At 71.4% G+C, this 20891-nt stretch carries 26 protein-coding genes; 16 read left to right on the top strand and 10 right to left on the bottom strand.

What is annotated here, in order from left to right; genetic code table 11:
* Window positions 1–53: 53 nt before the first annotated feature.
* The 4 genes from ACFPCY_RS30935 (at window position 54) to ACFPCY_RS30920 (ending at window position 5667) form a co-directional block, all read left to right on the top strand.
* The gene (locus ACFPCY_RS30935) at window positions 54–596 is read left to right on the top strand and encodes a DUF485 domain-containing protein (RefSeq protein ID WP_378260992.1); all 543 of its coding nucleotides are present in this window, start codon (window positions 54–56) and stop codon (window positions 594–596) included.
* Window positions 593–2251 carry a solute symporter family protein gene (locus tag ACFPCY_RS30930; protein ID WP_378260990.1) on the top strand — a complete coding sequence of 553 codons (1659 nt, stop codon included), beginning with the start codon at window positions 593–595 and terminating at the stop codon, window positions 2249–2251. The genes ACFPCY_RS30935 and ACFPCY_RS30930 overlap by 4 nt, the downstream gene beginning before the upstream one ends.
* 205 nt (window positions 2252–2456) lie before the next feature.
* Window positions 2457–3971 (top strand): metallophosphoesterase family protein, encoded by a 1515-nt coding sequence (locus tag ACFPCY_RS30925; RefSeq protein ID WP_378260988.1) that lies wholly within the window; start codon window positions 2457–2459, stop codon window positions 3969–3971.
* Window positions 3972–4017: 46 nt separating this feature from the next.
* Window positions 4018–5667 carry a bifunctional 3'-5' exonuclease/DNA polymerase gene (locus tag ACFPCY_RS30920; protein ID WP_378260986.1) on the top strand — a complete coding sequence of 550 codons (1650 nt, stop codon included), beginning with the start codon at window positions 4018–4020 and terminating at the stop codon, window positions 5665–5667.
* On the opposite strand, the gene ACFPCY_RS30915 is transcribed toward ACFPCY_RS30920, so the two are convergent.
* Both ACFPCY_RS30915 and ACFPCY_RS30910 read right to left on the bottom strand, forming a co-directional pair.
* A complete protein-coding gene (locus ACFPCY_RS30915) occupies window positions 5649–6029 on the bottom strand; it encodes an ATP-binding protein (RefSeq protein WP_378260984.1) in 381 nt (126 codons plus the stop codon). The genes ACFPCY_RS30920 and ACFPCY_RS30915 overlap by 19 nt on opposite strands.
* A complete protein-coding gene (locus tag ACFPCY_RS30910) occupies window positions 6026–6361 on the bottom strand; it encodes a hypothetical protein (RefSeq protein WP_378260982.1) in 336 nt (111 codons plus the stop codon). The genes ACFPCY_RS30915 and ACFPCY_RS30910 overlap by 4 nt, the downstream gene beginning before the upstream one ends.
* Before the next feature lie 248 nt (window positions 6362–6609).
* Here ACFPCY_RS30910 and ACFPCY_RS30905 point away from each other — a divergent pair, with 248 nt between their 5' ends.
* The 6 genes from ACFPCY_RS30905 (at window position 6610) to ACFPCY_RS30880 (ending at window position 9427) form a co-directional block, all read left to right on the top strand.
* Complete coding sequence (locus ACFPCY_RS30905) at window positions 6610–7461, top strand: helix-turn-helix domain-containing protein (RefSeq protein WP_378260980.1); 852 nt, start codon at window positions 6610–6612, stop codon at window positions 7459–7461.
* Window positions 7458–7661: a DUF397 domain-containing protein gene (locus ACFPCY_RS30900; protein ID WP_378260978.1), complete on the top strand. Its 204-nt coding sequence runs from the start codon at window positions 7458–7460 to the stop codon at window positions 7659–7661. Before ACFPCY_RS30905 ends, ACFPCY_RS30900 begins: the two co-directional genes overlap by 4 nt.
* On the top strand, window positions 7658–7870 hold the full coding sequence (locus tag ACFPCY_RS30895) for a DUF397 domain-containing protein (protein ID WP_378260976.1): 213 nt from the start codon (window positions 7658–7660) through the stop codon (window positions 7868–7870). The genes ACFPCY_RS30900 and ACFPCY_RS30895 overlap by 4 nt, the downstream gene beginning before the upstream one ends.
* Window positions 7858–8061, top strand: a complete 204-nt coding sequence (locus tag ACFPCY_RS30890; protein WP_378260974.1) for a DUF397 domain-containing protein — start codon at window positions 7858–7860, stop codon at window positions 8059–8061. Before ACFPCY_RS30895 ends, ACFPCY_RS30890 begins: the two co-directional genes overlap by 13 nt.
* A 33-nt stretch (window positions 8062–8094) precedes the next feature.
* Entirely contained in the window at window positions 8095–8649 is a 555-nt protein-coding gene (locus ACFPCY_RS30885; RefSeq protein ID WP_378260972.1) for a hypothetical protein, read from the top strand.
* A 232-nt stretch (window positions 8650–8881) separates the two neighbouring features.
* The gene (locus tag ACFPCY_RS30880) at window positions 8882–9427 is read left to right on the top strand and encodes an alpha-ketoglutarate-dependent dioxygenase AlkB (RefSeq protein WP_378260970.1); all 546 of its coding nucleotides are present in this window, start codon (window positions 8882–8884) and stop codon (window positions 9425–9427) included.
* A 168-nt stretch (window positions 9428–9595) separates the two neighbouring features.
* On the opposite strand, the gene ACFPCY_RS30875 is transcribed toward ACFPCY_RS30880, so the two are convergent.
* A complete protein-coding gene (locus ACFPCY_RS30875; RefSeq protein ID WP_378260968.1) occupies window positions 9596–10687 on the bottom strand; it encodes a methyltransferase domain-containing protein in 1092 nt (363 codons plus the stop codon).
* A gap of 109 nt (window positions 10688–10796) precedes the next feature.
* Between ACFPCY_RS30875 and ACFPCY_RS30870 the strand changes: the two genes are divergently transcribed.
* Window positions 10797–11594 carry a phosphotransferase gene (locus ACFPCY_RS30870; protein ID WP_378260966.1) on the top strand — a complete coding sequence of 266 codons (798 nt, stop codon included), beginning with the start codon at window positions 10797–10799 and terminating at the stop codon, window positions 11592–11594.
* Between the two features lie 80 nt (window positions 11595–11674).
* Here the strand turns inward: ACFPCY_RS30870 and ACFPCY_RS30865 are convergent, their stop codons facing one another.
* Entirely contained in the window at window positions 11675–11980 is a 306-nt protein-coding gene (locus tag ACFPCY_RS30865) for a cupin domain-containing protein (protein ID WP_378260964.1), read from the bottom strand.
* Window positions 11981–12136: 156 nt separating this feature from the next.
* On the opposite strand from ACFPCY_RS30865, the gene ACFPCY_RS30860 reads away from it, so the two are divergent.
* Together ACFPCY_RS30860 and ACFPCY_RS30855 are read left to right on the top strand one after the other, a co-directional pair.
* Window positions 12137–13033 carry an ADP-ribosylglycohydrolase family protein gene (locus tag ACFPCY_RS30860; protein WP_378260962.1) on the top strand — a complete coding sequence of 299 codons (897 nt, stop codon included), beginning with the start codon at window positions 12137–12139 and terminating at the stop codon, window positions 13031–13033.
* Between the two features lie 142 nt (window positions 13034–13175).
* On the top strand, window positions 13176–13946 hold the full coding sequence (locus ACFPCY_RS30855) for a hypothetical protein (protein WP_378260960.1): 771 nt from the start codon (window positions 13176–13178) through the stop codon (window positions 13944–13946).
* A 55-nt stretch (window positions 13947–14001) separates the two neighbouring features.
* Here ACFPCY_RS30855 and ACFPCY_RS30850 read toward each other — a convergent pair whose 3' ends face one another.
* The 4 genes from ACFPCY_RS30850 to ACFPCY_RS30835 form a co-directional block, all read right to left on the bottom strand.
* Window positions 14002–15315, bottom strand: a complete 1314-nt coding sequence (locus tag ACFPCY_RS30850) for an alpha/beta hydrolase (protein ID WP_378260958.1) — start codon at window positions 15313–15315, stop codon at window positions 14002–14004.
* A 43-nt stretch (window positions 15316–15358) separates the two neighbouring features.
* Window positions 15359–15520 carry a hypothetical protein gene (locus ACFPCY_RS30845; protein WP_378260956.1) on the bottom strand — a complete coding sequence of 54 codons (162 nt, stop codon included), beginning with the start codon at window positions 15518–15520 and terminating at the stop codon, window positions 15359–15361.
* A gap of 122 nt (window positions 15521–15642) precedes the next feature.
* Complete coding sequence (locus tag ACFPCY_RS30840; protein WP_378260954.1) at window positions 15643–16389, bottom strand: hypothetical protein; 747 nt, start codon at window positions 16387–16389, stop codon at window positions 15643–15645.
* A 60-nt stretch (window positions 16390–16449) separates the two neighbouring features.
* A complete protein-coding gene (locus tag ACFPCY_RS30835) occupies window positions 16450–17286 on the bottom strand; it encodes a class I SAM-dependent methyltransferase (RefSeq protein WP_378260952.1) in 837 nt (278 codons plus the stop codon).
* Window positions 17287–17335: 49 nt separating this feature from the next.
* Between ACFPCY_RS30835 and ACFPCY_RS30830 the strand changes: the two genes are divergently transcribed.
* Window positions 17336–17911, top strand: a complete 576-nt coding sequence (locus ACFPCY_RS30830; RefSeq protein WP_378260950.1) for a TetR/AcrR family transcriptional regulator — start codon at window positions 17336–17338, stop codon at window positions 17909–17911.
* A gap of 158 nt (window positions 17912–18069) precedes the next feature.
* Here the strand turns inward: ACFPCY_RS30830 and ACFPCY_RS30825 are convergent, their stop codons facing one another.
* Window positions 18070–18726 (bottom strand): DinB family protein, encoded by a 657-nt coding sequence (locus tag ACFPCY_RS30825; protein WP_378260948.1) that lies wholly within the window; start codon window positions 18724–18726, stop codon window positions 18070–18072.
* Between the two features lie 36 nt (window positions 18727–18762).
* A complete protein-coding gene (locus ACFPCY_RS30820; protein ID WP_378260946.1) occupies window positions 18763–19395 on the bottom strand; it encodes a DinB family protein in 633 nt (210 codons plus the stop codon).
* A gap of 130 nt (window positions 19396–19525) precedes the next feature.
* On the opposite strand from ACFPCY_RS30820, the gene ACFPCY_RS30815 reads away from it, so the two are divergent.
* Window positions 19526–20011: an NUDIX hydrolase gene (locus ACFPCY_RS30815; RefSeq protein WP_378260944.1), complete on the top strand. Its 486-nt coding sequence runs from the start codon at window positions 19526–19528 to the stop codon at window positions 20009–20011.
* Between the two features lie 83 nt (window positions 20012–20094).
* Window positions 20095–20832, top strand: a complete 738-nt coding sequence (locus tag ACFPCY_RS30810; protein WP_378260942.1) for a hypothetical protein — start codon at window positions 20095–20097, stop codon at window positions 20830–20832.
* The last annotated feature ends 59 nt before the right edge of the window (window positions 20833–20891 follow it).

Here is a 20891-nt window from a genome sequence, read left to right as displayed (position 1 = left end):
TCGCCTCCGATCGCGGTGACATTCAGTGAGGGATCTACTCCCGGAGGTGACCAGTGACCACAGAGTCCACCGGACGACCCGAGCCCCCGGGCCGCGGGCTGGACGAGGCGGCGTACCTGAGGATCGACGCGAGCCCGGAGTTCCAGCGGCTCAAGTCCGCCTTCCGCCGCTTCGTGTTCCCGCTGACCGCGGCGTTCCTGGTCTGGTACCTGCTCTACGTCGTGCTGTCGGCCTACGCGCGCGACTTCATGGCGAAGAAGGTGTGGGGCGACATCAACGTCGCCCTCGTCTTCGGACTACTCCAGTTCGTGTCCACCTTCCTCATCGCCTACGCCTACGAGCGCTACTCGCGCCGCAGGCTCGAACCGCTGGCGGCCGACGTCCGCGCCGGCGCGCACGTCCCCGTCGTGCCGGCCCAGGCCGGCGAGCCCCCGGCCTCCGCCACCGCCGGGACTCCGGCGGCCACGACGGTCGAGACCCCGGCGGCCAGGCCCGTCGAGACCCCGGCGGGCACGACCGCGGGCGCGACCGCGGACGCGTCCACCGAGACGTCTCCCGAGAACGGCGCGGCGGCGGGCGAGGAGGAGGGCAAGTGAACGCTCAGCACGTCCTCGCGGCGGTCGCCGCCGCCCCGAAGAACGAGCACCGCACCTTCTCGCTGGTGCTGTTCGCCCTCTTCGTGGCGATCACGCTCTACATCACGGTGTGGGCCTCCCGGCAGACCCGCACGGCCGCCGACTTCTACGCGGGCGGACGCCAGTTCTCCGGCCTGCAGAACGGCCTGGCCATCGGCGGCGACTACATGTCCGCCGCGTCCTTCCTCGGCATCGCGGGGATCTTCGCGCTGTCCGGCTACGACGGGTTCCTGTACTCGATCGGGTTCCTGGTCGCGTGGCTGGTCGCGCTGCTGCTGGTCGCCGAGATGCTGCGCAACTCCGGCCGGTTCACCATGGCGGACGTGCTGGCGTTCCGGATGCGGCAGCGCCCGGTCCGGGCCGCGGCCGGGATCTCCACCATCGTGGTGTCGATCTTCTACCTGCTGGCCCAGATGGTCGGCGCGGGCGCGCTGGTCAACCTGCTGCTCGGCACGCACGGCGAGGCCGCCAAGATCTGGACGATCGTGGTGGTCGGGGCGCTGATGATCTTCTACGTCACGGTCGGCGGGATGAAGGGCACCACCTGGGTGCAGATCGTCAAGGCCGTGCTGCTGATGGCCGGCGCGGTCGTGATGACGGTCTGGGTGCTGTCGAAGTTCGACTTCAACCTGTCCCACCTGCTCGGCGCGGCGGCCGAGAAGTCCGGCAAGGGGGACAAGTTCCTCCAGCCGGGCCTGAAGTACGGCGCGACCGACGTGTGGTCCAAGCTCGACCTGCTGTCGCTGGGTCTCGCCCTCGTGCTCGGGACGGCGGGCCTGCCGCACGTCCTGATCCGCTTCTACACCGTGCCGAACGCGCGCGCCGCCCGGACGTCGGTCAACTGGGCGATCGGCATCATCGGCGTGTTCTACCTGATGACGCTCGTCATCGGGTTCGGCGCGGCGGCGCTGGTCGGCAGCAAGGCGATCCTGGAGCAGGACAAGGGCGGCAACACCGCCGCGCCGCAGCTCGCCGAGAACCTCGGCGGCGGGCCGGGCACGAACGGCGGCGCGATCTTCCTCGCGATCATCGCGGCCGTCGCGTTCGCGACCATCCTCGCCGTGGTCGCCGGGCTGACGCTCGCCTCGTCCTCGTCGTTCGCGCACGACCTGTACGCCAACGTCTTCAAGCGCGGCCGGACGGGCGAGAAGGACGAGGTCAGGGTCGCGCGCGTCTCGGCGCTGGTCATCGGCGCGGTCGCGATCGTCCTGTCGATCTTCGCGCGCGGGCTGAACGTGGCGTTCCTGGTGGCGCTGGCGTTCGCGATCGCCGCGTCCGCGAACCTTCCGACGCTGCTGTTCTCGCTGTTCTGGAAGCGGTTCAACACGGCGGGCGCGGTCGCGGGCATCTACGGCGGCCTCGTGTCGGCGGTCGGCCTGGTGCTGCTCAGCCCGATCTGCTGGGGCGGCAAGACCGAGACCATGCCGAAGGGCAACCCGGACGCGCTGTTCAGCGAGCACGTCGTCGCGCCGTTCCACATGCAGAACCCCGGTCTCTTCTCGATCCCGATCGGCTTCCTCTGCGCGTACCTCGGAACGGTCCTGTCCAGGGAGCGGACGGACGAGAAGTTCGCCGAACTGGAGGTGCGCGCCCTCACCGGCGAAGGCGCGCACTGACGCACCGCCGCTGACGCACCGCCGCTGACGCACCGCCGCTGACGCACCGCCGCTGACGCACCGCCGCGTTCGCTGGAGTGCCCGGCGGACGTTGCGGACGGTCCGGTCGCGGGGGCGCGCACCGGACTGTCGCCGACCGGCTTGACGGTGGCGGAGACCTCCGGGAAAGGTTGGGGACACCCCCCAGCCCCCCGGAGGTCTCTTCATGCATGCCGAGGACCGGTCCCGCAAGGTCGAGAACTCCCGGACGTCCGAGGCCGGGGCCGGCTGGACCTGCGGGCGGCCCGGCACCTTCCTGCGGCTGATGCCCGAGCACGTGCGGGCGTTCTCGTGGCGCCGTCCTAGCGTGCTGTGGCGGTCGCGGAACGACGTGGTGGCGCGGCTGTGGGGCGATCCGTCGGGGCGGCTGCGGCGCCGGGCGGTGGCGGCGCTGACCGAGCGCGGCGCGCCCGCCGCGTTCACGATGCACCGTCCGGAACGCGAGTTCTCGTTCATCATCATGGGTGACACGGGGGAGGGCGACCGGTCGCAGTACGCCGTCGTCCCGCCGCTGCTGTCGGTCGGCTCGGACACCGACTTCCTGGTCATCGCGTCCGACGTCATCTACCCGACCGGTGACACGGGCGACTACGAGGACAAGTTCTTCCGGCCCTACGCCGGCTATCCGGGGCCGATCTACGCCGTTCCCGGGAACCACGACTGGTACGACGGCCTGCGCGGCTTCCTCAACGTGTTCTGCGAGCTGGACATGGACTGCACGCCGTCCTGGAACGGGCGGCTCGCGTGGCTGGCGCGGCGGCTCTGGCGCAGATCGGGCGCCGTGGACCCGGCGGAGCTGGCCGAGGTGCGGTCGCGGTACCGGGGCGCGCCGGGGCAGCGGGCCGTCCAGCCCGCGCCGTACTGGGCGATCGACACGCCGGCGCTGCGGATCGTCGGCATCGACACCGGCATCCGCGGCGGCATCGACGAGGAGCAGGGACGCTGGCTGCGCGGCGTCTCGGCCGGACCGAAACCCAAGCTGCTGGTGACCGGGAAGCCGCTGGTGGTCGAGGACATGCACCATCCCGACCCGATCGAGGGCGGCGGCACCGTGGACGACATCGTCCGCGACCCGGCGAACCACTACGTCGCCGCGATCGGCGGCGACATCCACAACTACGAGCGGTACCCGGTGAAGGTCGGCGACCGGACGCTCCAGTACGTCGTCTCGGGCGGCGGCGGCGCCTTCATGCACGCGACCCACATCATCCCGAAGACCACGATCGTGGACGAGTCGGACTACCGCTGCTACCCGCTGCGCGGCGACTCCCTGTCCCGCTACAGCCAGCTCTACGGACGCTGGTTCCGGATGCCGTGGCTCTTCAACCTGACGCCGCGCGAGGCGACGGCGGCCGTCGAGAGGCGCACGGGCATCCGTTCCGCGCGGCGGTACGACGACGGGGAAACCGTCTCGCTCCGCGCGCGCTTCGTCGCGGCCCTCCTCGGGGTGCCGCGCGGCAAGCAGCGGCGCGGACGCCTCCAGCGGCTGCCGGTGAAGCGCATCCCGCAGCGGTTCCGCTCGGAGATGGCCGACTGGGACAACCCGCCGTTCTTCAAGAGCTTCCTCCGCCTGGACGTCACGGAGACCGAGGTCCGCGTCCGCTGCTACGCGGTGACCGGCTGCGGCGAGCACGAGACCGACCCGCCGGTCGAGGACGAGTTCGTCCTCCCCCTCCGCTGACCGGGCACGATGCGGTTCTGTCGGACGCGGACGGCACAATGTGCTGGTGAGGATCGCCGTCGCCGCCGGGGCGCGAGGCGGGGGAGCGCTCCAGCCCCTCGCCGATGACGGCACGCCCGCGGGGCCGGTGACGTCCGTGCCGTCGCTGGTGGCGGCCGTGGCGGAGCGCGAGCGTGCCGACCGTCCGCGCTGGGTGTGGTCGTCGTCGGCGCGGCTGTACCCGGTGCTGCTGCGCGCGGGCGCGCGGGTCGAGCGCTGCCACGACCTGGAGCTGGTCGAGAGCCTGCTGTCGGGCTACGACGGACGGTACGGAGAGCCGCGCTCGGTCGCCGCGGCCTGGGCGCGGCTGCGGGGCGAGCCCGTGCCTCCGGACCGTCCGCCCGCCGCCGAGTCGGGCCCGCAGGCGTCCCTGTTCGACGACGTGGACGAGGAGGAGACCGAGGAGATCGCCCAGATCGTGGCCGTCCACGCGGAGCAGCAGAAGCGCATCGCCCGCGTCCCGGGGTTCGCCCTGCTCGCCGCCGCCGAGTCGGCCGGGTCGCTGATCGCGGCGGAGATGACGCACGCGGGCCTGCCCTGGTCGGCGTCCGCGCACGACGAGCTGCTGACGGAGATGCTGGGCCCGCGCCCGTCCGGCGGCCTGCGCCCGCGCAGGCTCCAGGACCTCGCCGACAAGATCGGCGCCGCGTTCGGACGGCACGTCAACCCGGACTCGCCCGCCCAGATCGTCAAGGCGCTGTCCGCGGCGGGCTACCAGGTCAAGACGACCCGGGCGCACGTCCTGAAGGAGATCGACCACCCCGCCGTGCCGCTGCTCCTCGAATACAAGGAACTGTCGCGCCTGCACACCGCCCACGGCTGGGCCTGGCTCGACACCTGGGTGAAGGACGGCCGGTTCCGTCCGGAGTACGTCGTCGGCGGCGTCGTCTCGGGCCGCTGGGCCACCAACGGCGGCGGCGCGCTGCAGATCCCGCGCGTCCTGCGCTCGGCCGTCATCGCCGACGAGGGCTGGTCGCTCGTCGTGGCCGACGCCGCCCAGCTCGAACCCCGCGTCCTCGCCGCGCTGGCGGGCGACCGCGCCTTCGCCGACGCCGCCGCCCAGGGCGATCTTTATGCTGCTCTGGCCGACGTGTTCACGCCGTCCGCGGAACTCACGGCCCGCGACAAGGCCAAGCTGGCGCTGCTCTCGGCCATGTACGGCGGCGGCACGGGCGAAGCGGTGCAGCTCCTCGGCGTCCTCAAGAAGCGCTTCCCGGACGCCTTCGAGTTCGTCGAGGCCGCCGCACAGGCAGGTGAAAGGGGACATCTCGTCCGCTCTCGCCTGGGCCGCACGTGCCCGCCGCCGTCCGCCGACTGGCGCGAACTGACGTCCACCGGCGAGGACACCCGCTCGGCCTCGGCCGTGCGGAGCCGGGGCCGCTTCACGCGCAACTTCGTCGTCCAGGCGACCGCCGCCGACTGGGCCCTCACCCTGATGGCCCGCCTCCGCCAGCGCCTCACCGCCCTCGGCGACCCTCACCTGGTCTTCTTCCAGCACGACGAGGTCATCGTCCACACCCCGACCCCTCTCGCGGACGAGGTCGTCGCGGCCATCGAAGCGTCCGCCGAAGAAGCGGGCCGCCTCCTGTTCGGACGGACACCGGTCGTGTTCCCGATGGAGGCGGCCGTCGTCCGCCGCTACTCGGACGCCAAGTAGAACCAGACGCGGAGCCGCCCGTCCTCCAGCACCCGGAACCCCCACTCGGATGCGAGCGCCCGCAGGATGGGCAGCCCGCGCCCCCCGACCCCGCACGGATCGTCGACGTAGTGCGGCAGCGCCCCGCCACCCCCGTCGAGAACCCCGACCCGCACCCCGCGCCCGTCCTCCTCAATAAGCACCTCGACTTTCTCGCCGCCCCCATGGACGACGGCATTGGTGAACGTCTCGGAGACCAGGAGGACGCAGTCGTCCAGCAGCGGATGCGTCGCCCCGAGCACGTCCGCGACCCACCGCCGCGCCGCCGCGACCTGCCGCCGCTCGGACGCGAACGTCCGGCTCTCCTCGGAGCAGGCGTTCACCACACGACCCGCGTGGGCATCCCCGCGGCGAGCCGGCAGGGCTCCAGCCGGACGTCGATCCCGTCCACGACCTGCCCGATCCGCGCGACACGCCCCAGCGTGTTCCCGGAACTGTCGACGAAGCACAGACGCCCCCGCCGTCGCCGTACCTGAATCGATTCGCCGACCCCGGACACGATCGGGTGGAACACCCGCAGCACCCGAGGCCGCTCCCAGGCCCGCGAGGAGGTCATCCACCCGCGCTCGGCCAGCGCCCACGCCAGCCGCCCGAGATGCCGGTCCGCAACATCCGCGCGCACCGGCCAAGCGCCCGCCGTCCGTCGTATTCTCATGTACGTCCTCCCAGTGAGGATGGGCCGCGCGGCCGGGGGAGGCTGCCAATCCACACCCGGCCGCGCGGCGGTTCCGTCCGCGGCGAGCCCGTGGCTCAACTGCACTGATCACGCACGGTCGCCGCTCGATCGCACTCGCCCATCGTGAACCGCGCCGTCGCTCTGTGTCCATGCTTCGGTGCAAGTCGTTCATGATTCTTTTGTGGAACCGGTTGCCGCGGTTCGCGCCCCTGCCTCATGCTCCGGTCATGACCGGTATCAAGAGCCCTACGGTGCGTCACCGTCGCCTGGCCCGCGAGCTGCGCAAGCACCGCGAGCGCGCCGGCCTGACCACCGAAGCGGCCTCCGACCAGCTCGGCTGGTCCCGCTCCAAACTCGTCCGCTTCGAGGCCGCCCGCACCCGCCCCACCGCGGCCGACGTCAACGCGGCCCTGGACCTCTACGGCGCCGACATGACCGACCGCGCCGCCCTCGTGGAACTCGCCCGCCAGGCCCGCCAACGCGGCTGGTGGACGGCCTACTCGGACGTCTTCCAGTCCTCCTACGTAGCCCTCGAGGACGAAGCTTCGGAAATTCTCTCCTGGCAGCCGAGCATCATTCCAGGCCTGCTCCAGACTGAGGCATATGGACATGCGCTCCTCACCTCTGGGCGCATCGGGGACGATGAGGAGACGACTCAGCGATGGCTTCAGGCGCGCATCGCGCGCAAAGCCTTGCTCATGCGGTCGAACGCACCGGCGTTGCACGCCATCCTGGACGAGTCGGTGATTCTTCGGGGCCCCGAGCCAGACGTGATGGACGAACAGCTGCGGGCGCTCGTGGCCGCTGCGAAGCGTCCCAACGTCACGCTCCAGATCCTGCCTTTCTCGGTGGGGCTTCACCCTGGGGTGATCAGTTCGGTCGTTGTCTTCGAGTATGAAGATCCGGAAGACCCGGCCGTCGCCTACGTGGAGTCAGTCGGCGGAGAGATCTATATTGAGAGTGCTCCTCACGTTCGAAGGATTAAGGTGGAGTTTGACAGGATTCGTGACTTGGCGCTGAGCCCCGACGAGTCGGTGGGCTACATCGCCGCAGCTGTCAAGGAGCGTCCACCCTCATGAACGACTTCGGAACGGTACCTCTCACTTGGCGGAAGAGCACTCACAGTTCACCGCAGCACTCTGACTGCGTCGAGCTCGCTGATCTGGGGGTCGCGATCGCGGTCCGTGACTCGAAAGACCCGGAGGGGCCGAAGCTCGCCATCGCCTCTGCAGACTGGCAAGCGCTTACTGCGGCCATCAGGAGGCGCTCACACGCATGAGCACTCTTGAGTGGCGCCCTCCCCGCTGGCGGAGAAGTAGCTTCTGTGGACAGGGTGGTGGTGACTGCGTGGAAGTCGCGCTCGCTGACCCCCTGGTCACCGTCCGCGATTCGAGGGACCCTTCCGGGCCGAAACTGGCTGTTCCAGCTACCGAGTGGCGAGCGTTCACCGCCACCATAAAGGCACGAGCGACAACATGCGTGGCGTGACCGTCCAGCCCACCTGGCGGAAGAGCAGTCACAGCACGCCCACGGGTTCCGATTGCGTGGAGGTGGCCAACCTCGACGGTGCGGCCATGCTCGTTCGTGACTCCAAGGCTCCGAACGGTCCCCGGCTTGCGCTTGCTGCGGCTGAGTGGCGGGTGTTCGCTGCGGCGGTCAAGAGACGCCCGCACTGCTAAGACCTTCTGCGCCCGACAGTGGTCGGTGTTGCGATGAAGATGAAACCGGTTCGGCGTGTTCTGTACTGCTGGGGGCCGGTGACGTTCGGCAGTGGGCTGTGGCTCGGCTGCTGGTTCGGCCTTCTGGTCGAGGGAAGCACTCCTGGCGCATGGGCCCTGGTGCTGGTCGTTACCGCGTCGCTGACCGCCATCTGGTCAGTGGGCTGGGGAAACGCCGTTCGCTATAACGACACTCACGTGTCGGTGACGAACGTGCTGATCACGCGTCGCGTGGCTTGGCAGGACGTCGTGCGCGTGCGCGTGGGTAAGGGTGAGGGCCTGGTCATCTGGATACGGGACGGCCGGGAGCTGCATTCCATCCAGTACGGAAAGTCCCTGCTAGGCGACATCTGCGGCTACCGCACTTTCCAACGGCCCCGCGAAATCCTGGACGCCGCCCACAAGAAAGCCTTGAGTCAGCACCTGGGGGAGCGCACGAATCCCGTCCGCGTGGAGACCACCCTCTGGTGGCGTCCGCCCCTGGTGACGGCCGTCGTGATCGCAGCCTCGTTCGCCTTCGCCTTACTCCTTTCCCCAGCCGTCAATTGACCCATGCGTGGCGGCGCTCGCGGCTGGGGCCCGCGCATCGCGCGTGTTCCCGCCGTGAGCGCCGAGCGCGGACGCCGTCTGCTCACGCCTCCCGTGGGGCGACCCGGACGTGCTGGGCCTGAGTGGTGACGGTCAGCCCGAAACGGTCGGGGGTGCTGACGGCAAGAGCGCGGACTCCGGCGGTTCGGTAGCTCCTGGACTGGGCAGGTCGGGATCGAATAAGTTTTCGATCATGGTTCCGGGCCTCCTGTATCTCGACCGTTGGCTGGACGAAGATGATCAGCAGCGACTCATGGCGGCCATCGACGCCGCCCCGTGGTCGTCGCAACTGCGGCGCCGTGTCCAGCACTACGGGCACCGCTACGACTACGGCAGTCGCGGCGTCGGCGGCGCTCCGGCCCCACCGCTGCCCGCCTGGGCGCTGATGCTGGCCCGGCGACTGCACGAGGACGGCCACTTCGACCGGCCCCCCGACCAGGTGATCGTGAACGAGTACCTTCCCGGCCAGGGCATCAGCGCCCACGTCGACCACGTTCCCTCCTTCGGACCGGTCGTCGCCTCGGTCAGCCTGCTGTCGGCATGCGTGATGGAGTTCGTCCACCCGGAGGACAAGACACGCGAGCCGATCCGTCTCGACGTCGGCGGTCTATGTGTGATGACCGGCCCGGCACGCTTCATCTGGCGGCACGCCATTCCGGCCCGCAAGACCGACCCCGGCCCGAACGGACGGGTGCCGCGCGGCCGACGGGTGTCCGTCACACTGCGGACGGTCCTCTAGCGGTTGCGATCAATCCCGAAGTCACCACCTCCATACGAGAGTGGGCGGCCGCTTCGAGGCCCGGCCTACTGGTCCAGCCGTCAATTGATCCGTACGTGTCTGCGCTTGCGGCTGGGGCCGCGCATTGCCCATGTTTCCACCGCAACCCGCCATGCGGGCGCTGTCTGCTCAGGCCCCTCGCGGGGAGTCGAGCCAGACGTGCTGGGTCTGGGGCGTGACGGTCAGGCCGAAACGGTCGGGGGTGGGACGGCCCCACGCATGCCACTGATGGACGGCCGCCTCCAGCTCGTCCCAGAGGTTGCGGGGGCCGCGCTGGACGACCTCGGCCCTCGCGCTTCGCGGGGAGAGAACGGCGAGCGCGTGCGAGTCGCCTTCGCGGGCGGCGATGCGAACCGTGCCGTCCGGGCTGGTGACGGCGTGGCCCCGGACGTCCGGCAGGAGGCCCGCGATGGCCAGCGACAGACCCTCGTCGGCGGACGCCAGGCCACGCGCGTCCAGCGTGCTCGCGGAGACGCGCGGCTCACCGGTGATCGGTGGCTCGGACGGCCGCTGTGCGCGCATCAGCATGAAGCCGGACGTCCCGTGGAACCGGCCGGACGCGACACCATCCTCGACAGTGAGCCGGGCGAGATGGCCCGTCTGCCATCCGGGCATCCACGGCAGCACGATCACGCCGCCGGGCCGCGTCTGCTCGACCCACGCGTAAGGGATCCTCGTCACGCCGCAGGAGACGTGGACGCGATCGTAGGGGGCGCGAGCGGGATACCCGAGCGCGCCGTCACCGACCACCACGTCGGGATCGAGGCCGACGGAGCTGAGGTTGGCGCGGGCGAAAGTGGCCACGTTCGGATCAACCTCGACGCTGATGACGTTGCGCGCGCCGACGCGCGTGGCGAGCAGCCCCGCCGTCCAGCCCGTGCCGGTGCCGATCTCCAGCACGACCTCGCCGTCCTGTGGATCGAGGAGGTCGAGCATCGCGAACACCAGGCCCGGTGCCGAGCACGAACTCGTCGCCACCGCGAACGGGTCGGCGGGCTTGCTAGCGATGTCGAGCGCGCCGTCGTCCAACTGGACGGCGACGGCAGCGTCCGAATACACGGCGCGAAGCCAAGCGTCGGGCGCGGTGCGACGGTCGATCCAGGACGCGGGATCGTCCGGGCGCGGACCGACCAGCGCGACGTCCGGAAGGAATTTCTCCCGGGCCACTACGCGCGCGGGCTCGGCCCATGCTTCCGGGACGGTCACGCCGTCGAACTCCACGGCCACATCGTATTCAAGTAGTTACAAGCTGTCACGAGCGTTTTGCCTCGGACGATCTGAGTGGTCTGGGAAGGTGGCCGGACGGTGCTCGACGACGGGAGATGAATCCATGCGCGCTGGCTGGGGCGAGCTTCCAGGTGAGATCACGCGAATTGTGAAGGAGCACGCGGGAACTGTCGCGGCGGTCGTCCCGGCGGCGGCCGGGAACCACGCGGACATCGCGTCCACGGTGACAGGGTCTCGCGGACGCGTCTTCATCAAGGCGGCGCGCAAGGCGTCACCCGAGACGGACGGTCCGGAGGCGCGCTCGCTGCGCTGGGAGAAGGCGATCAACCCGCACGTCGCCGAGTTCGCTCCCCAGCTCCTGCACGCCGTGGAGACCGACGAGTGGATCGCGCTGATCTTCGAGCACGTGGACGGACGCAAGGCCGACCACGCACCCGGCTCGCCCGATCTCCTGCTGCTCGCGAAGACGATCCACGCGCTTCAGGCGACGCCGTGCCCCGCGTTCGTCCAGCGCCAGGTGGAACGGCGCTGGACCGACCTCGGATCCGACGCGTCGCCGATGGCGGGGACCGCGCTGCTGCACACCGACCTGAACACCGACAACCTCATCATCACCGGCGACCGCGTCCACGTCGTGGACTGGGCGTTCGTGAGCCGCGGCGCCGCGTGGGTCGAACTCGCCCAGCTCGTCCCGTGGCTGCTCGGCGCGGGCCACACGCCCCAGGCGGCGGACGAGTGGCTCGCGCAGTTCCCCTCGTGGCTCGAAGCCCCGGCCACGGCGATCGACCTGCACGCTCAGCTGCACCGCAAGCTGTGGGAAGGCCGCCTGGCGCTGCGGCCCGAACCGTGGATGCCGCCGTACGTCAACGCCGTCCGCCAGTGGGCGACCCACCGACAGTAGGTATGGCGACGAGCGACCTACTGACAGTAGGTAACGGGGCTACTGTCAGTAGGTACCGCCATGAGTGGCCCGGCGCGCGCCTACTCTTCCGGCAGCTCCACGATCACCAGCGTGCCGCGGCTGCCCGAGCTGACCGTGTGCGGGGTTCCGGCCGCGACCATGAACAGCTCGCCGGCCCGCACCGACACCGGCGTGCCGTCCACCACCAATTCCAGCAGGCCGTCGAGCACCAGAAGCGCCTCGGCGCCGCCGTGACTCTCCTCCGCGACCGGCATCTCGTCCATGCGCAGGACCTTCACGCAGGCCGTCCCCACCCGTCCCAGCGGAAGCGACCTCCACGCCTCGGGAAGCCCGGCCGCCGTCTCCACCAGGTTGACCACACTCATGGCGCACGCCTCTCCACGGACACGGCCGGTCAAGCCGGACGAGCCCGCACATCAAGATCAAGGGATGCCGTGGAAGTTACCTGACCAGCGCCGACCGTTGGTCGACCGTTTGGTAAAGACCGCAACCGTTCGAGAATGCGTCCGGAGTCTGTGAGGATGGACCGAATGTCAGACGATCGTCTCCGGCGGGCCTGCAGTTCGCTGATCGGGCTCGCGCTCGGGGATGCGCTGGGGTCCCAGTTCTTCGTTCCGTCCAACCGTCCCTACCTGGACGAGCGCGCGTTGCCGCCCGCGCCCTGGCAATGGACGGACGACACCGAGATGGCCTGCTCCATCCACCTCACCCTGGCCGTCCACGGCCGGATCGACCAGGACGTGCTGGCGGCGTCGTTCGCCGAGCGGCACGACTTCGACCGCGGGTACGGTCCTGCCACGAATCGGATGCTCAGGCTCGTCCGGGAGGGCGGAGACTGGCGGAAACTCGCCTCGGAACTCTTCGACGGCAACGGCTCGTGGGGGAACGGGGCCGCCATGCGGGTCGCGCCGCTCGGGGCGTACTTCGCGGACGACCTGGACGAGGCCGCTCGGCAGGCCGCGCTCTCGGCGACGGTGACGCACACCCATCCGGAAGCGGTCGCGGGCGCGATCGCGGTTGCTGTCGCCTCTGGCTTGGCGGCCGACGGTGACTGGCGGCCGGGGCCGTTCATCGACCGGGTACTCGAGTACGTCCCGGACGGAAGAGTGCGCGACGGCGTGCGGGAGGCGCGGCATCTGCTGACCGTGTCCGATGCCGAGACGGCCGCCTACGTCCTCGGGAACGGACGCGCCGTGGCCGCGCATGACACCGTGCCGTTCACGATCTGGGTCGCCGCCCGGCATCGCGACGACTTCGAGCGTGCCGTCTGGGCCACCGCGTCCGCGGGCGGGGATGTCGACACGACCTGCGCGATCGTCGGGGGGATCGTCGCGGCCGGGCTCAAGCCCGGGGAACTCCCGGCGGAGTGGCTCGCGGCGGCGGAGCCACTGCCGCACTGGTCCCGGTGCCGCGCATGAACCTCTGTCGCGCGTGAGTCGCTGTCGCGCGTGAGGTGCTGCTGGGCTGGAGCGGTCCTGGTCGGGTGGGGCTGTGACAGGTGAGGGTAGTTTTTACCTTTGGGGCGGGAGCCAACTCGGCGGGCCGGGCGTCACAGTGCGCATGAGAAACAAGATTGTCGCCACGGTGGCCGCCGCGGGCGTGGGGGCTGCTCTCCTGGCGTCTCCGGCGGTGGCCGCGGAGCAGCCGCCCGTCGCGCCCTCGGTCGCGGGGGCGGCCAAGGTCGCCAGCGTGCTGAAGCCCGGGCAGGGGCTCAAGCCCGGCCACTACCTCCGCTCTCACAACCGCAAGTACGTGCTGGCCATGCAGACGGACGGGAACCTCGTCCTCTACAAGGGGAAGACCCCGCTGTGGGCGTCCAACACGGGACGGCACAAGGGCGCGTTCGCCCTCATGCAGACCGACGGGAACCTCGTCGTCTACAAGGGGAGGACGCCACTGTGGGCGTCCAACACCGGTGGGCAGCGCGGGGCGTTCCTCGCGGTGCAGGACGACTCGAACCTCGTGATCTACAAGGGCCGGACGGCGCTGTGGTCGCGGTACATGTACGTCGGCGCGCTCCCCTCGGGGATGCTGCTGAAGGGCGGGCAGTACGTGCGCTCGCCCAACTCGAAGTACCGGCTGGTCATGCAGACCGACGGGAACCTCGTGCTGTACACGGGCAAGAGCACCGCGCTCTGGTCGACCGTCACCGGACGCCACCCCGGCGCGTTCGTCATCATGCAGACGGACGGGAACCTCGTCGTCTACAAGGGCCGGACGGCGCTGTGGAGCAGCCGGACGCAGGGCAAGGGCGCGTTCCTCGCCGTGCAGAACGACGGGAACGTCGTGATCTACAAGGGCCACAAGGCGCTGTGGAGCCGGCACGGCTGAGGTAGCTGAAAGGGGGGTGGACGCCGCGCGGCGTCCACCCCCTTTTTTTCTGCTTTCAGGCTCCGCAGCGGGACGCCGGGAGCTTGCCGGTGATGAGGTAGTCCGCCTCGGCGGCGCGCGCGCAGGCGGAGTTGAAGAAGGCCGTGTGGCCGGTGACGTCCGCGACGAGCAGGCCGCTTCCGGCGATCTCGCGGTGCAGGCCCTGCGCCCAGACCAGCGGGGTGGACGGGTCGTCGCGGGTGCTCGCGACCAGGATCGGCGGGGTGCCGGTGATCTTCCGGGCCGTCCACGGGTCGGACGCGGGCACCGGCCAGGACGCGCACAGGTCCGTGATCGCCCACGCCTCGGACGCGCCGCCCGTGTGCGGGGAGATCGCGCGGGCCTTGCGGAGGCGGGCGGCGGCGTCGGCGTAGCCGCGCAACTGGGGCGGGAAGTCCTGGCAGCCGACCGACGCGTAGGCGTCCTGCGGCTGGCCGACCGAGGAGTTGTCGGCCATCAGCGACGCGTCCCCGGCTCGTGCGCGCGCGATGGCGTCGCCCAGCGTCGGCCAGGACGAGGGCAGCAGCGAACTCGTCGGACCGAACAGCAGCAGGTTCGGCAGCACCATCCGGATCGCGTCGTCGTTCACCGTCGTCGCGCCGCCGCTCGCGTTCGGGGCGGGGATCGGCTTCCGGGCGGCGCGGGCGAGCAGGTCGTCCCAGACCTTGGTGACGTCCTGGCCGTGCAGCGCGCAGGACGCCGTCGCCGAGCACCACCGCGCGAACTGGCCGAACACGCGGGACAGCTCCGAGGACTCCTGGTACAGGAAGTCACGCGGGCCGACGGCGTGGTCCATCGCGCCGTCCAGCACCATCGTGCCGACGCGGTGCGGGAACAGGCGGGCGTAGGTCTGGCCGAGGAACGTCCCGTACGAGACGCCGAGGAAGCTGATCTTCCGCTCGCCGAGCGCGACGCGGATCGCGTCCATGTCGCGCGCCGCGCTGGGCGTGTCCACGTTCGCGACGAGGCCCGGCGTGGAGTTCCGGACGCAGGACGTCCCGTAGGCGGCGCTCTGCCGCTGCACCGCGGCGAACTGGGCGCGGTTCTTCGGGAAGACCGGGACCTTGGGGGAGAGGCCCGGGCCGCCGCACTTCACGGCGGTGCTCTTGCCGACGCCGCGCGGGTCGAAGCCGATGATGTCGAAGCGGTCCTGGAGCGCCTTGGGCAGCAGCACGCGCCCGTATTCGGCGATCGTCTCGGCGCCCTCGCCGCCCGGGCCGCCGGGGTTGAACAGCAGCACGCCGAGGCGGTGCTTCGGGTCGAGCGCGGACAGGCGCGACAGGTGCAGCGAGATCGTCCGTCCGCGCGGGTTCGCCCAGGACAGCGGCACGCGGATGTCCGCGCAGTCCGCCGGATCCGGTCCCTTCCCGGCGTCAGGGCACCTGCTCCATTTCGGCGCGACCGCAACCTCGGCCGGTGCCGGAGCCGGTGCCGGTGCCGGTGCCGATGCCGGTGTCGCGGCGGACGCCGATCCCGGTAGCGAGACGGCGGTCGCGGCCACCGCCGCCACAGCCGCGACGCCGGATGTCACCCAACGTGGTCTCCTCATGCGAGGGACGCTACCGAGCCCGGCCGTGCGGCTCATCCCACTTCGGGCCGATGCCCGATCAGCCGATGGAATGAGCCCGGCGATGCGTCACCGCGAACCGGTCGTCCCTCACGTGCCCGACTGTCCGTCCGGAAACGGCGGCGGGACGCTCGGACCCGGCTGGGGAAACGGCGGCGGCACGGCAGGTCCCGGCTGAGGCTGAGGCGGCGGGACGGTCGGACCGGCCTGCGGCGGCCCGGCCTGTGGCGGCCCGGCCTGCGGCGGGACGGGCTGGTTCGGCGGAAGCTGGTTTTGCGGGTACGCGTACGGAGGCGGAGGCGGATACGCGGGGGCCCAGGCGGTGGCGGGCTTCGGGGCGCGCAGCGCGAAGACCGCCGTCAGGCCGCCCGCCACGACCGGGACGGCCAGGATGGCCGCCCAGTCGAGCAGGGTGTAGAGCACGGAGTCGTCGAGATTGGCGTGAAAACGGACTTCCAGGGACTGCTTGCCGAGATCCAGGGACGCGTTGCCGGCCAGCCACGCCAGCCGTTCGGCGATGAGCCCTCCGATCGCGGCGGCGATCGGGGCGACCGGCCCCTTGGCCTTGGCGATCAGGAACACGACGGCCATGAGCATGCCGAGGGCCAGCGCCTCGGCGACCCGGAAACCGTAGAACACCAGGATGTGGTCCGTGTTCGCGCTCACCACGTAGACGAAGAACAGGACGACGTACGCGGCGATCGTGGTCACGGCGAGGCCGCAGGCGAACGCGCCGGCCAGCCGGGCCGGGGAGGCGCCGGGCGAGGGCGGCCGGGCCGGGGAGCCGCCGGGTGGGGACGGCTGCGGGGGGACGGCCGGAGGCCGGGGCTGCGTCATCCTGCCATTGAACGCCGCTCCGGTTCCGGTCGGCAATGACCTTGCCGCCGTCCGCCCGCGTCAGGGTGTCCGAAGCCGGACGGCGACGAGGGCGCGGGTCGTGAAGTTCATGGTGAAGGAGCCGCCGAGGGCGTCCACGGCGTCCCCGAGACCCGCCAGGAGCTCGGTCATCTTCGGCTCCGGGATGTGCGGGGCGGCGCCGGTCGTGGGGACGTGGTCCAGCCACTCGTCACGGGTGTAGTCGCGCGTCCACTCGTACGTCCAGGACTCGGGTGCGGTGAAGGCGGACGTCGCGCGGATGCCGCCGGACGCCTTCTCCTCGATGGCCGAGTATCCGCTGGCGGCGGCCTGCGGCCGGGCGAGCGCCCCGAGTTCGGGCACGACGCGCGCGTACACGGCGGCGAACGCCTCGGCGGCCTCGGGCTGCGGCTCGAAGACGTGCCAGAACGCGGCGAGGACGCCGTCCGGGCGCAGCACCGACGCGGCCCGCGCGGCGGCGGCGTCCGGTTCCAGCCAGTGCCAGGTCGTCGCGGAGACGACGGCGTCGAACGTGCGGCCGGCCGGATCCCACTCCTCGAACCTGGCGACCTCGACGTCCAGGCCGCGGGAGCGGGCGACGGCGGCCATGCGCGCGTCCACGTCCACGCCGAGGACGGTGCAGCCCGCCGCCTGGAACTGCCGGGACGCGATGCCGGTGCCGCAGCCGACGTCCAGGACGTCGCGTCCGGGCGCGGCGGCGGCGATCCGCCGGATCAGCGCGTCGGGGTAGCCGGGGCGGGCGCGGTCGTAGCGTTCGGCGGCCGAGCCGAACGACTCGGCCATCTCGCGGGCCTGGTGGGCCTCGCGTCCCTCGAACGGACGGGCGGGCGGGGTGGTGCCGGACGGTAGAGTGGGCATGTGCCCACACGATAGTGGGCGCGTGCCCACTTGACAAGGGGGACCGTCCGTGCCGACCGGTGTGGCCATCCGCGACCCGCGCCAGCAGCTGTTCGACGCCGCCGAGCGCGTCCTGCTGCGGGCCGGGCCGAACGCGCTGACCAGCCGCGCCGTCACCACCGAGGCGGGCGTCGCCAAGGGCGTGCTGCACCGGCACTTCACCGACTTCGACGCCTTCCTCGCCGGCCTCGTCGAGGACCGGGCGCGCGCGGTCGAGGCGCGCGCCGGGGCGCTGGTCGCCGCCGCGGGCACGGGCGACCTGGTCGAGAACCTCACCGCGGGGCTGACCGACCTGTTCAGCCCCGTCGCGGTGGCGATGGTCGCGCTGATCACCTCGCGGGACGGGCTGCGCGCCCGGCTGCGCGCCGCCGGGCACGCCGGCATCCCCGTGCTGAGCCACGGCGTCCGGATGGTGACGGCCTACCTCGAAAGCGAGCGCGCCGCCGGACGGATCGCCGCCACCGCCGACGCGGACATGCTCGCCTTCATGCTCATCGGCAGCGCGCACATGCACTTCACCAGCGGGGACGGCGGGCCGGAGACGATCCGCGAACTCGTCTCGACCACCGTCGTCATGGCCGCCTGACCCCGCGGGACGGCCTCCTGGATCAGCCGCCTGGTCTTGTGGGACGGCCTCGTGGATCAGCGGCCTGGCCTTGCGGGACGGCCTCCTGGATCAGCGGCCTGACCTCGCGGGACGGCCTTGTGGATCAGCCGCCTGATTTTGTGGGACGGCCTCCTGGATCAGCCGTCGGAAGCCGGCGCGGCGCCGTCGTCCCCGGCTGGGCCGACGGCCGCCTCGGACGAGGCCGCTGCCGCGGCGGCGGTCTTCGCGGCCTGTTCCAGCCTGTTCCGGTAGTCGGTCCACCAGTTCCGGTCGTCGCTCGGCATGTTCTCGCGGCCGACGCGCATGCCGACCGCGCCGTCGATCAGCTCGCGGACGACGTCGGCGTGCCCGGCGTGCCGGTGCACCTCGGCGGTGACGTGGATGATGATCGCGTCGAGCGTCACGCCGGCGCGGTCGTCCGGCCACCAGGGGACGCGGCCCGGCGCGTCCAGGGGGAGCTCGGTGATCGTCGCGTCCGCGAAGGCCCGGACGCGGCCGTAGAGCCCGAGGATGTCCTCGCGTGACTCGTCCGGGGTGGCCCACATGTCGGCGTTGTCCTCGGCGTCGTCCGTGATCCAGGGGAGGGGCTCGGGGAACGGACGGCCGAACGTCTCGCCGAAGTACCCCGCCTCGACGCCCGACAGGTGTTTCACCAGGCCCAGAAGGTTGGTTCCGGTCGGTGTCAGCGGGCGGCGGACGTCGTACTCGGAGAGGCCGTCGAGCTTCCAGAGCAGGGCGTCCCGCCCGAAGTCCAGGTACCGGTGCAGGTGGGCCTTGGTGCCGGGTCGCGTCATGCGGACATTCTGGTGGTCACCCACCGATCTCCAACCTCATCGGCCCGCCGCCTCGGCCTCGTCCTGCTCGGCCGACGCGGCGGCGGCTTCCTTGGCGGCCTGCTTGGCGGCCTGCTCGACGCGGTCGCGGTGCGCGGCCCACCAGGCGGCGTCGCCCTCGGCCACGTTGCCGCCGCCCGCGCGCTGGCCGACCGCGCCGTCCGCCAGCTCCCGGACGATGTCGGCGTGGCCCACGTGCCGGTGCGTCTCGCCGATCATGTGCACGAGGACGCGGTGCAGCGTCAGCCGCGCGCCGTCCCCCCAGGGCAGCGTGCCGACCGCGTCCAGGTCCAGCGCGGCGATCGTCGCGTTCGAGTGCCGCCACGCCGCGCGGTATCCCTCGACGATCCGTTCCCGCGACTCCTCGGCGGTGGCCCAGAGGTCCGCGTTCGGCTCGACGCCGCCCGCGAACCACAGGCGGGGGCCGTCGAACGGCCGTCCGAACGTCGTCCCGAAGTAGGCGGCCTCGGCACCGGTCAGGTGCTTCACCAGGCCCAGAAGGTTGGTTCCGGTCGGTGTGAGCGGGCGGCGGACGTCGTACTCCGAGAGCCCGTCCAGCTTCCACAGCATGGCGTCGCGGGCGTCCTGGAGGGTGAGCAGGAGGTCGGCCTTGGCATCGAACGCGGTCATATCGATCATTCTGCCGGTTGCGACCTACCAACCGGTAGCCTCTCCTGCCGTCGGTGTGGCGGTACCGGGGACCGGCGAAGATCGGCGGGTTTAGGGTGTGCGCAGGGGACCGGGTGGGAGGGGCGTGCGGGTGACGGACTACGTCAGCGAACTGCGGCAGCTCGTCGGGACGCGGCCGCTGCTGCTGCCCGGCACGTCGGTGGTGCTGGTGGACGAGGCGTGGCGGCTGCTCCTGCTCGACCGGGCGGACGGCGCCGGCTGGTGCCTGCCGGGCGGCCTGATGGAGCCCGGCGAGTCCTTCGAGGAGACCGGACGGCGCGAGGTGCGCGAGGAGCTCGGCGTCGAGCTCGGCGAGATGGCGCTGCTCGACGTGTTCTCCGGCGCCGAGTACTACTACCGCTTCCCGCACGGCGACGAGATCTACAACGTGACCGCCGCGTACCTGGCCCGCGTCCGCTCCGACGTCGAACTCGTCCTGGACGCGCGCGAGGCGAAGGCGGCGCGCTTCTACGACATCGACGACGTCCCGGACGAGGTGATCCCGCCGGAACGTCCGATCATCGCCCGGTACGCCGCCCACCTGATGTCGAGCCGCCCGCCCGGCGCCGACGACTGACCACCCGTCACAGGGGGTGGGGGCGCGGGATCTGAGTATTCGAGCGGATGCCGCGGCGCTCCCGCCTGGCCGATCATGGGCGCATGCGCAGAATCATGCCCGTCGTGGCCGTCCTCGGGTTCGTCGCCGGATGCGGGGCCATGCCGTCCGCCGAGGACCGGGCGACGCTCTCGGCCCGCGAGCAGGCCCGCCGGATGGGCAACGTGCTGCGCGGCTCCGGCCTCGACGACCCGCAGGACCTCGCCCACCGCGCCTCCGAGCTGGACGGCGCGCAGGTCATGAAGGTGTCCGGGACGTCCGTGCGCGAGCGCGACGGCGTCCGGGTGGTCGTGCGGGTGAAGGGCACGAGCACCGAGTCGTTCGGCGGGAACGAGGTCACGGTCGAGCGGTGCTTCGAGCTCCGCGTCCACGGCGATACGCCGTTCGACGCCGTCCCGCCGCGGGTCGACTGCCCGGCGACCGCGCCGCTCACGTTCGGGCCCTGGCCGAAGGGGCCGGAACTGCCGTCCGAAAAGCGGCTGCTGAAGGCGATCCCGGCCGTCCCCGCGGGCGGACGCGCCGACGAGAACGAGATCCGGCGGGCCGTCGGACGGATGCGGCTCGATCCGGCCATCGAAGCCGGCTACCTGACCAAGGACGACACGGTCGGAGTCTCGCTGACCGTGCGGCCCGTCCACGGGAACGGGCCGCTGGACTGCGTCCTGATCAGTGTCGCGCCGGGACGGACGAGCGTGTTCGTCCCGTCCACGATCCAGCGCATGCCGGGAGAGGGCGGATGCGGACCGGGCAACGCGATCGACCCCCTGCCCCCGCCCCACTGAACGTCGCGGGAACCCGATCGGGGGCTGCGGGCGACAACGAGTGTGCGAACCCACTCCCC

The organism is Actinomadura gamaensis (assembly GCF_042652125.1).
GTDB classification, from domain to species: domain Bacteria; phylum Actinomycetota; class Actinomycetes; order Streptosporangiales; family Streptosporangiaceae; genus Spirillospora; species Spirillospora gamaensis.
This window is presented reverse-complemented; position numbering and strand designations above follow the sequence as displayed.

What these genes read in the sequence shown, in the direction of transcription:
- ACFPCY_RS30925 (WP_378260988.1), top strand. Translation starts at nt 2,457, where the DNA reads ATGCATGCCGAGGACCGGTCCCGCAAGGTCGAGAACTCCCGGACGTCC.
- ACFPCY_RS30910 (WP_378260982.1), bottom strand. Translation starts at nt 6,361, where the DNA reads ATGAGAATACGACGGACGGCGGGCGCTTGGCCGGTGCGCGCGGATGTT.
- ACFPCY_RS30905 (WP_378260980.1), top strand. Translation starts at nt 6,610, where the DNA reads ATGACCGGTATCAAGAGCCCTACGGTGCGTCACCGTCGCCTGGCCCGC.
- ACFPCY_RS30900 (WP_378260978.1), top strand. Translation starts at nt 7,458, where the DNA reads ATGAACGACTTCGGAACGGTACCTCTCACTTGGCGGAAGAGCACTCAC.
- ACFPCY_RS30895 (WP_378260976.1), top strand. Translation starts at nt 7,658, where the DNA reads ATGAGCACTCTTGAGTGGCGCCCTCCCCGCTGGCGGAGAAGTAGCTTC.
- ACFPCY_RS30890 (WP_378260974.1), top strand. Translation starts at nt 7,858, where the DNA reads ATGCGTGGCGTGACCGTCCAGCCCACCTGGCGGAAGAGCAGTCACAGC.
- ACFPCY_RS30885 (WP_378260972.1), top strand. Translation starts at nt 8,095, where the DNA reads ATGAAGATGAAACCGGTTCGGCGTGTTCTGTACTGCTGGGGGCCGGTG.
- ACFPCY_RS30880 (WP_378260970.1), top strand. Translation starts at nt 8,882, where the DNA reads ATGGTTCCGGGCCTCCTGTATCTCGACCGTTGGCTGGACGAAGATGAT.
- ACFPCY_RS30870 (WP_378260966.1), top strand. Translation starts at nt 10,797, where the DNA reads ATGCGCGCTGGCTGGGGCGAGCTTCCAGGTGAGATCACGCGAATTGTG.
- ACFPCY_RS30865 (WP_378260964.1), bottom strand. Translation starts at nt 11,980, where the DNA reads ATGAGTGTGGTCAACCTGGTGGAGACGGCGGCCGGGCTTCCCGAGGCG.
- ACFPCY_RS30860 (WP_378260962.1), top strand. Translation starts at nt 12,137, where the DNA reads ATGGACCGAATGTCAGACGATCGTCTCCGGCGGGCCTGCAGTTCGCTG.
- ACFPCY_RS30855 (WP_378260960.1), top strand. Translation starts at nt 13,176, where the DNA reads ATGAGAAACAAGATTGTCGCCACGGTGGCCGCCGCGGGCGTGGGGGCT.
- ACFPCY_RS30840 (WP_378260954.1), bottom strand. Translation starts at nt 16,389, where the DNA reads ATGACGCAGCCCCGGCCTCCGGCCGTCCCCCCGCAGCCGTCCCCACCC.
- ACFPCY_RS30835 (WP_378260952.1), bottom strand. Translation starts at nt 17,286, where the DNA reads ATGCCCACTCTACCGTCCGGCACCACCCCGCCCGCCCGTCCGTTCGAG.
- ACFPCY_RS30825 (WP_378260948.1), bottom strand. Translation starts at nt 18,726, where the DNA reads ATGACGCGACCCGGCACCAAGGCCCACCTGCACCGGTACCTGGACTTC.
- ACFPCY_RS30820 (WP_378260946.1), bottom strand. Translation starts at nt 19,395, where the DNA reads ATGACCGCGTTCGATGCCAAGGCCGACCTCCTGCTCACCCTCCAGGAC.
- ACFPCY_RS30810 (WP_378260942.1), top strand. Translation starts at nt 20,095, where the DNA reads ATGCGCAGAATCATGCCCGTCGTGGCCGTCCTCGGGTTCGTCGCCGGA.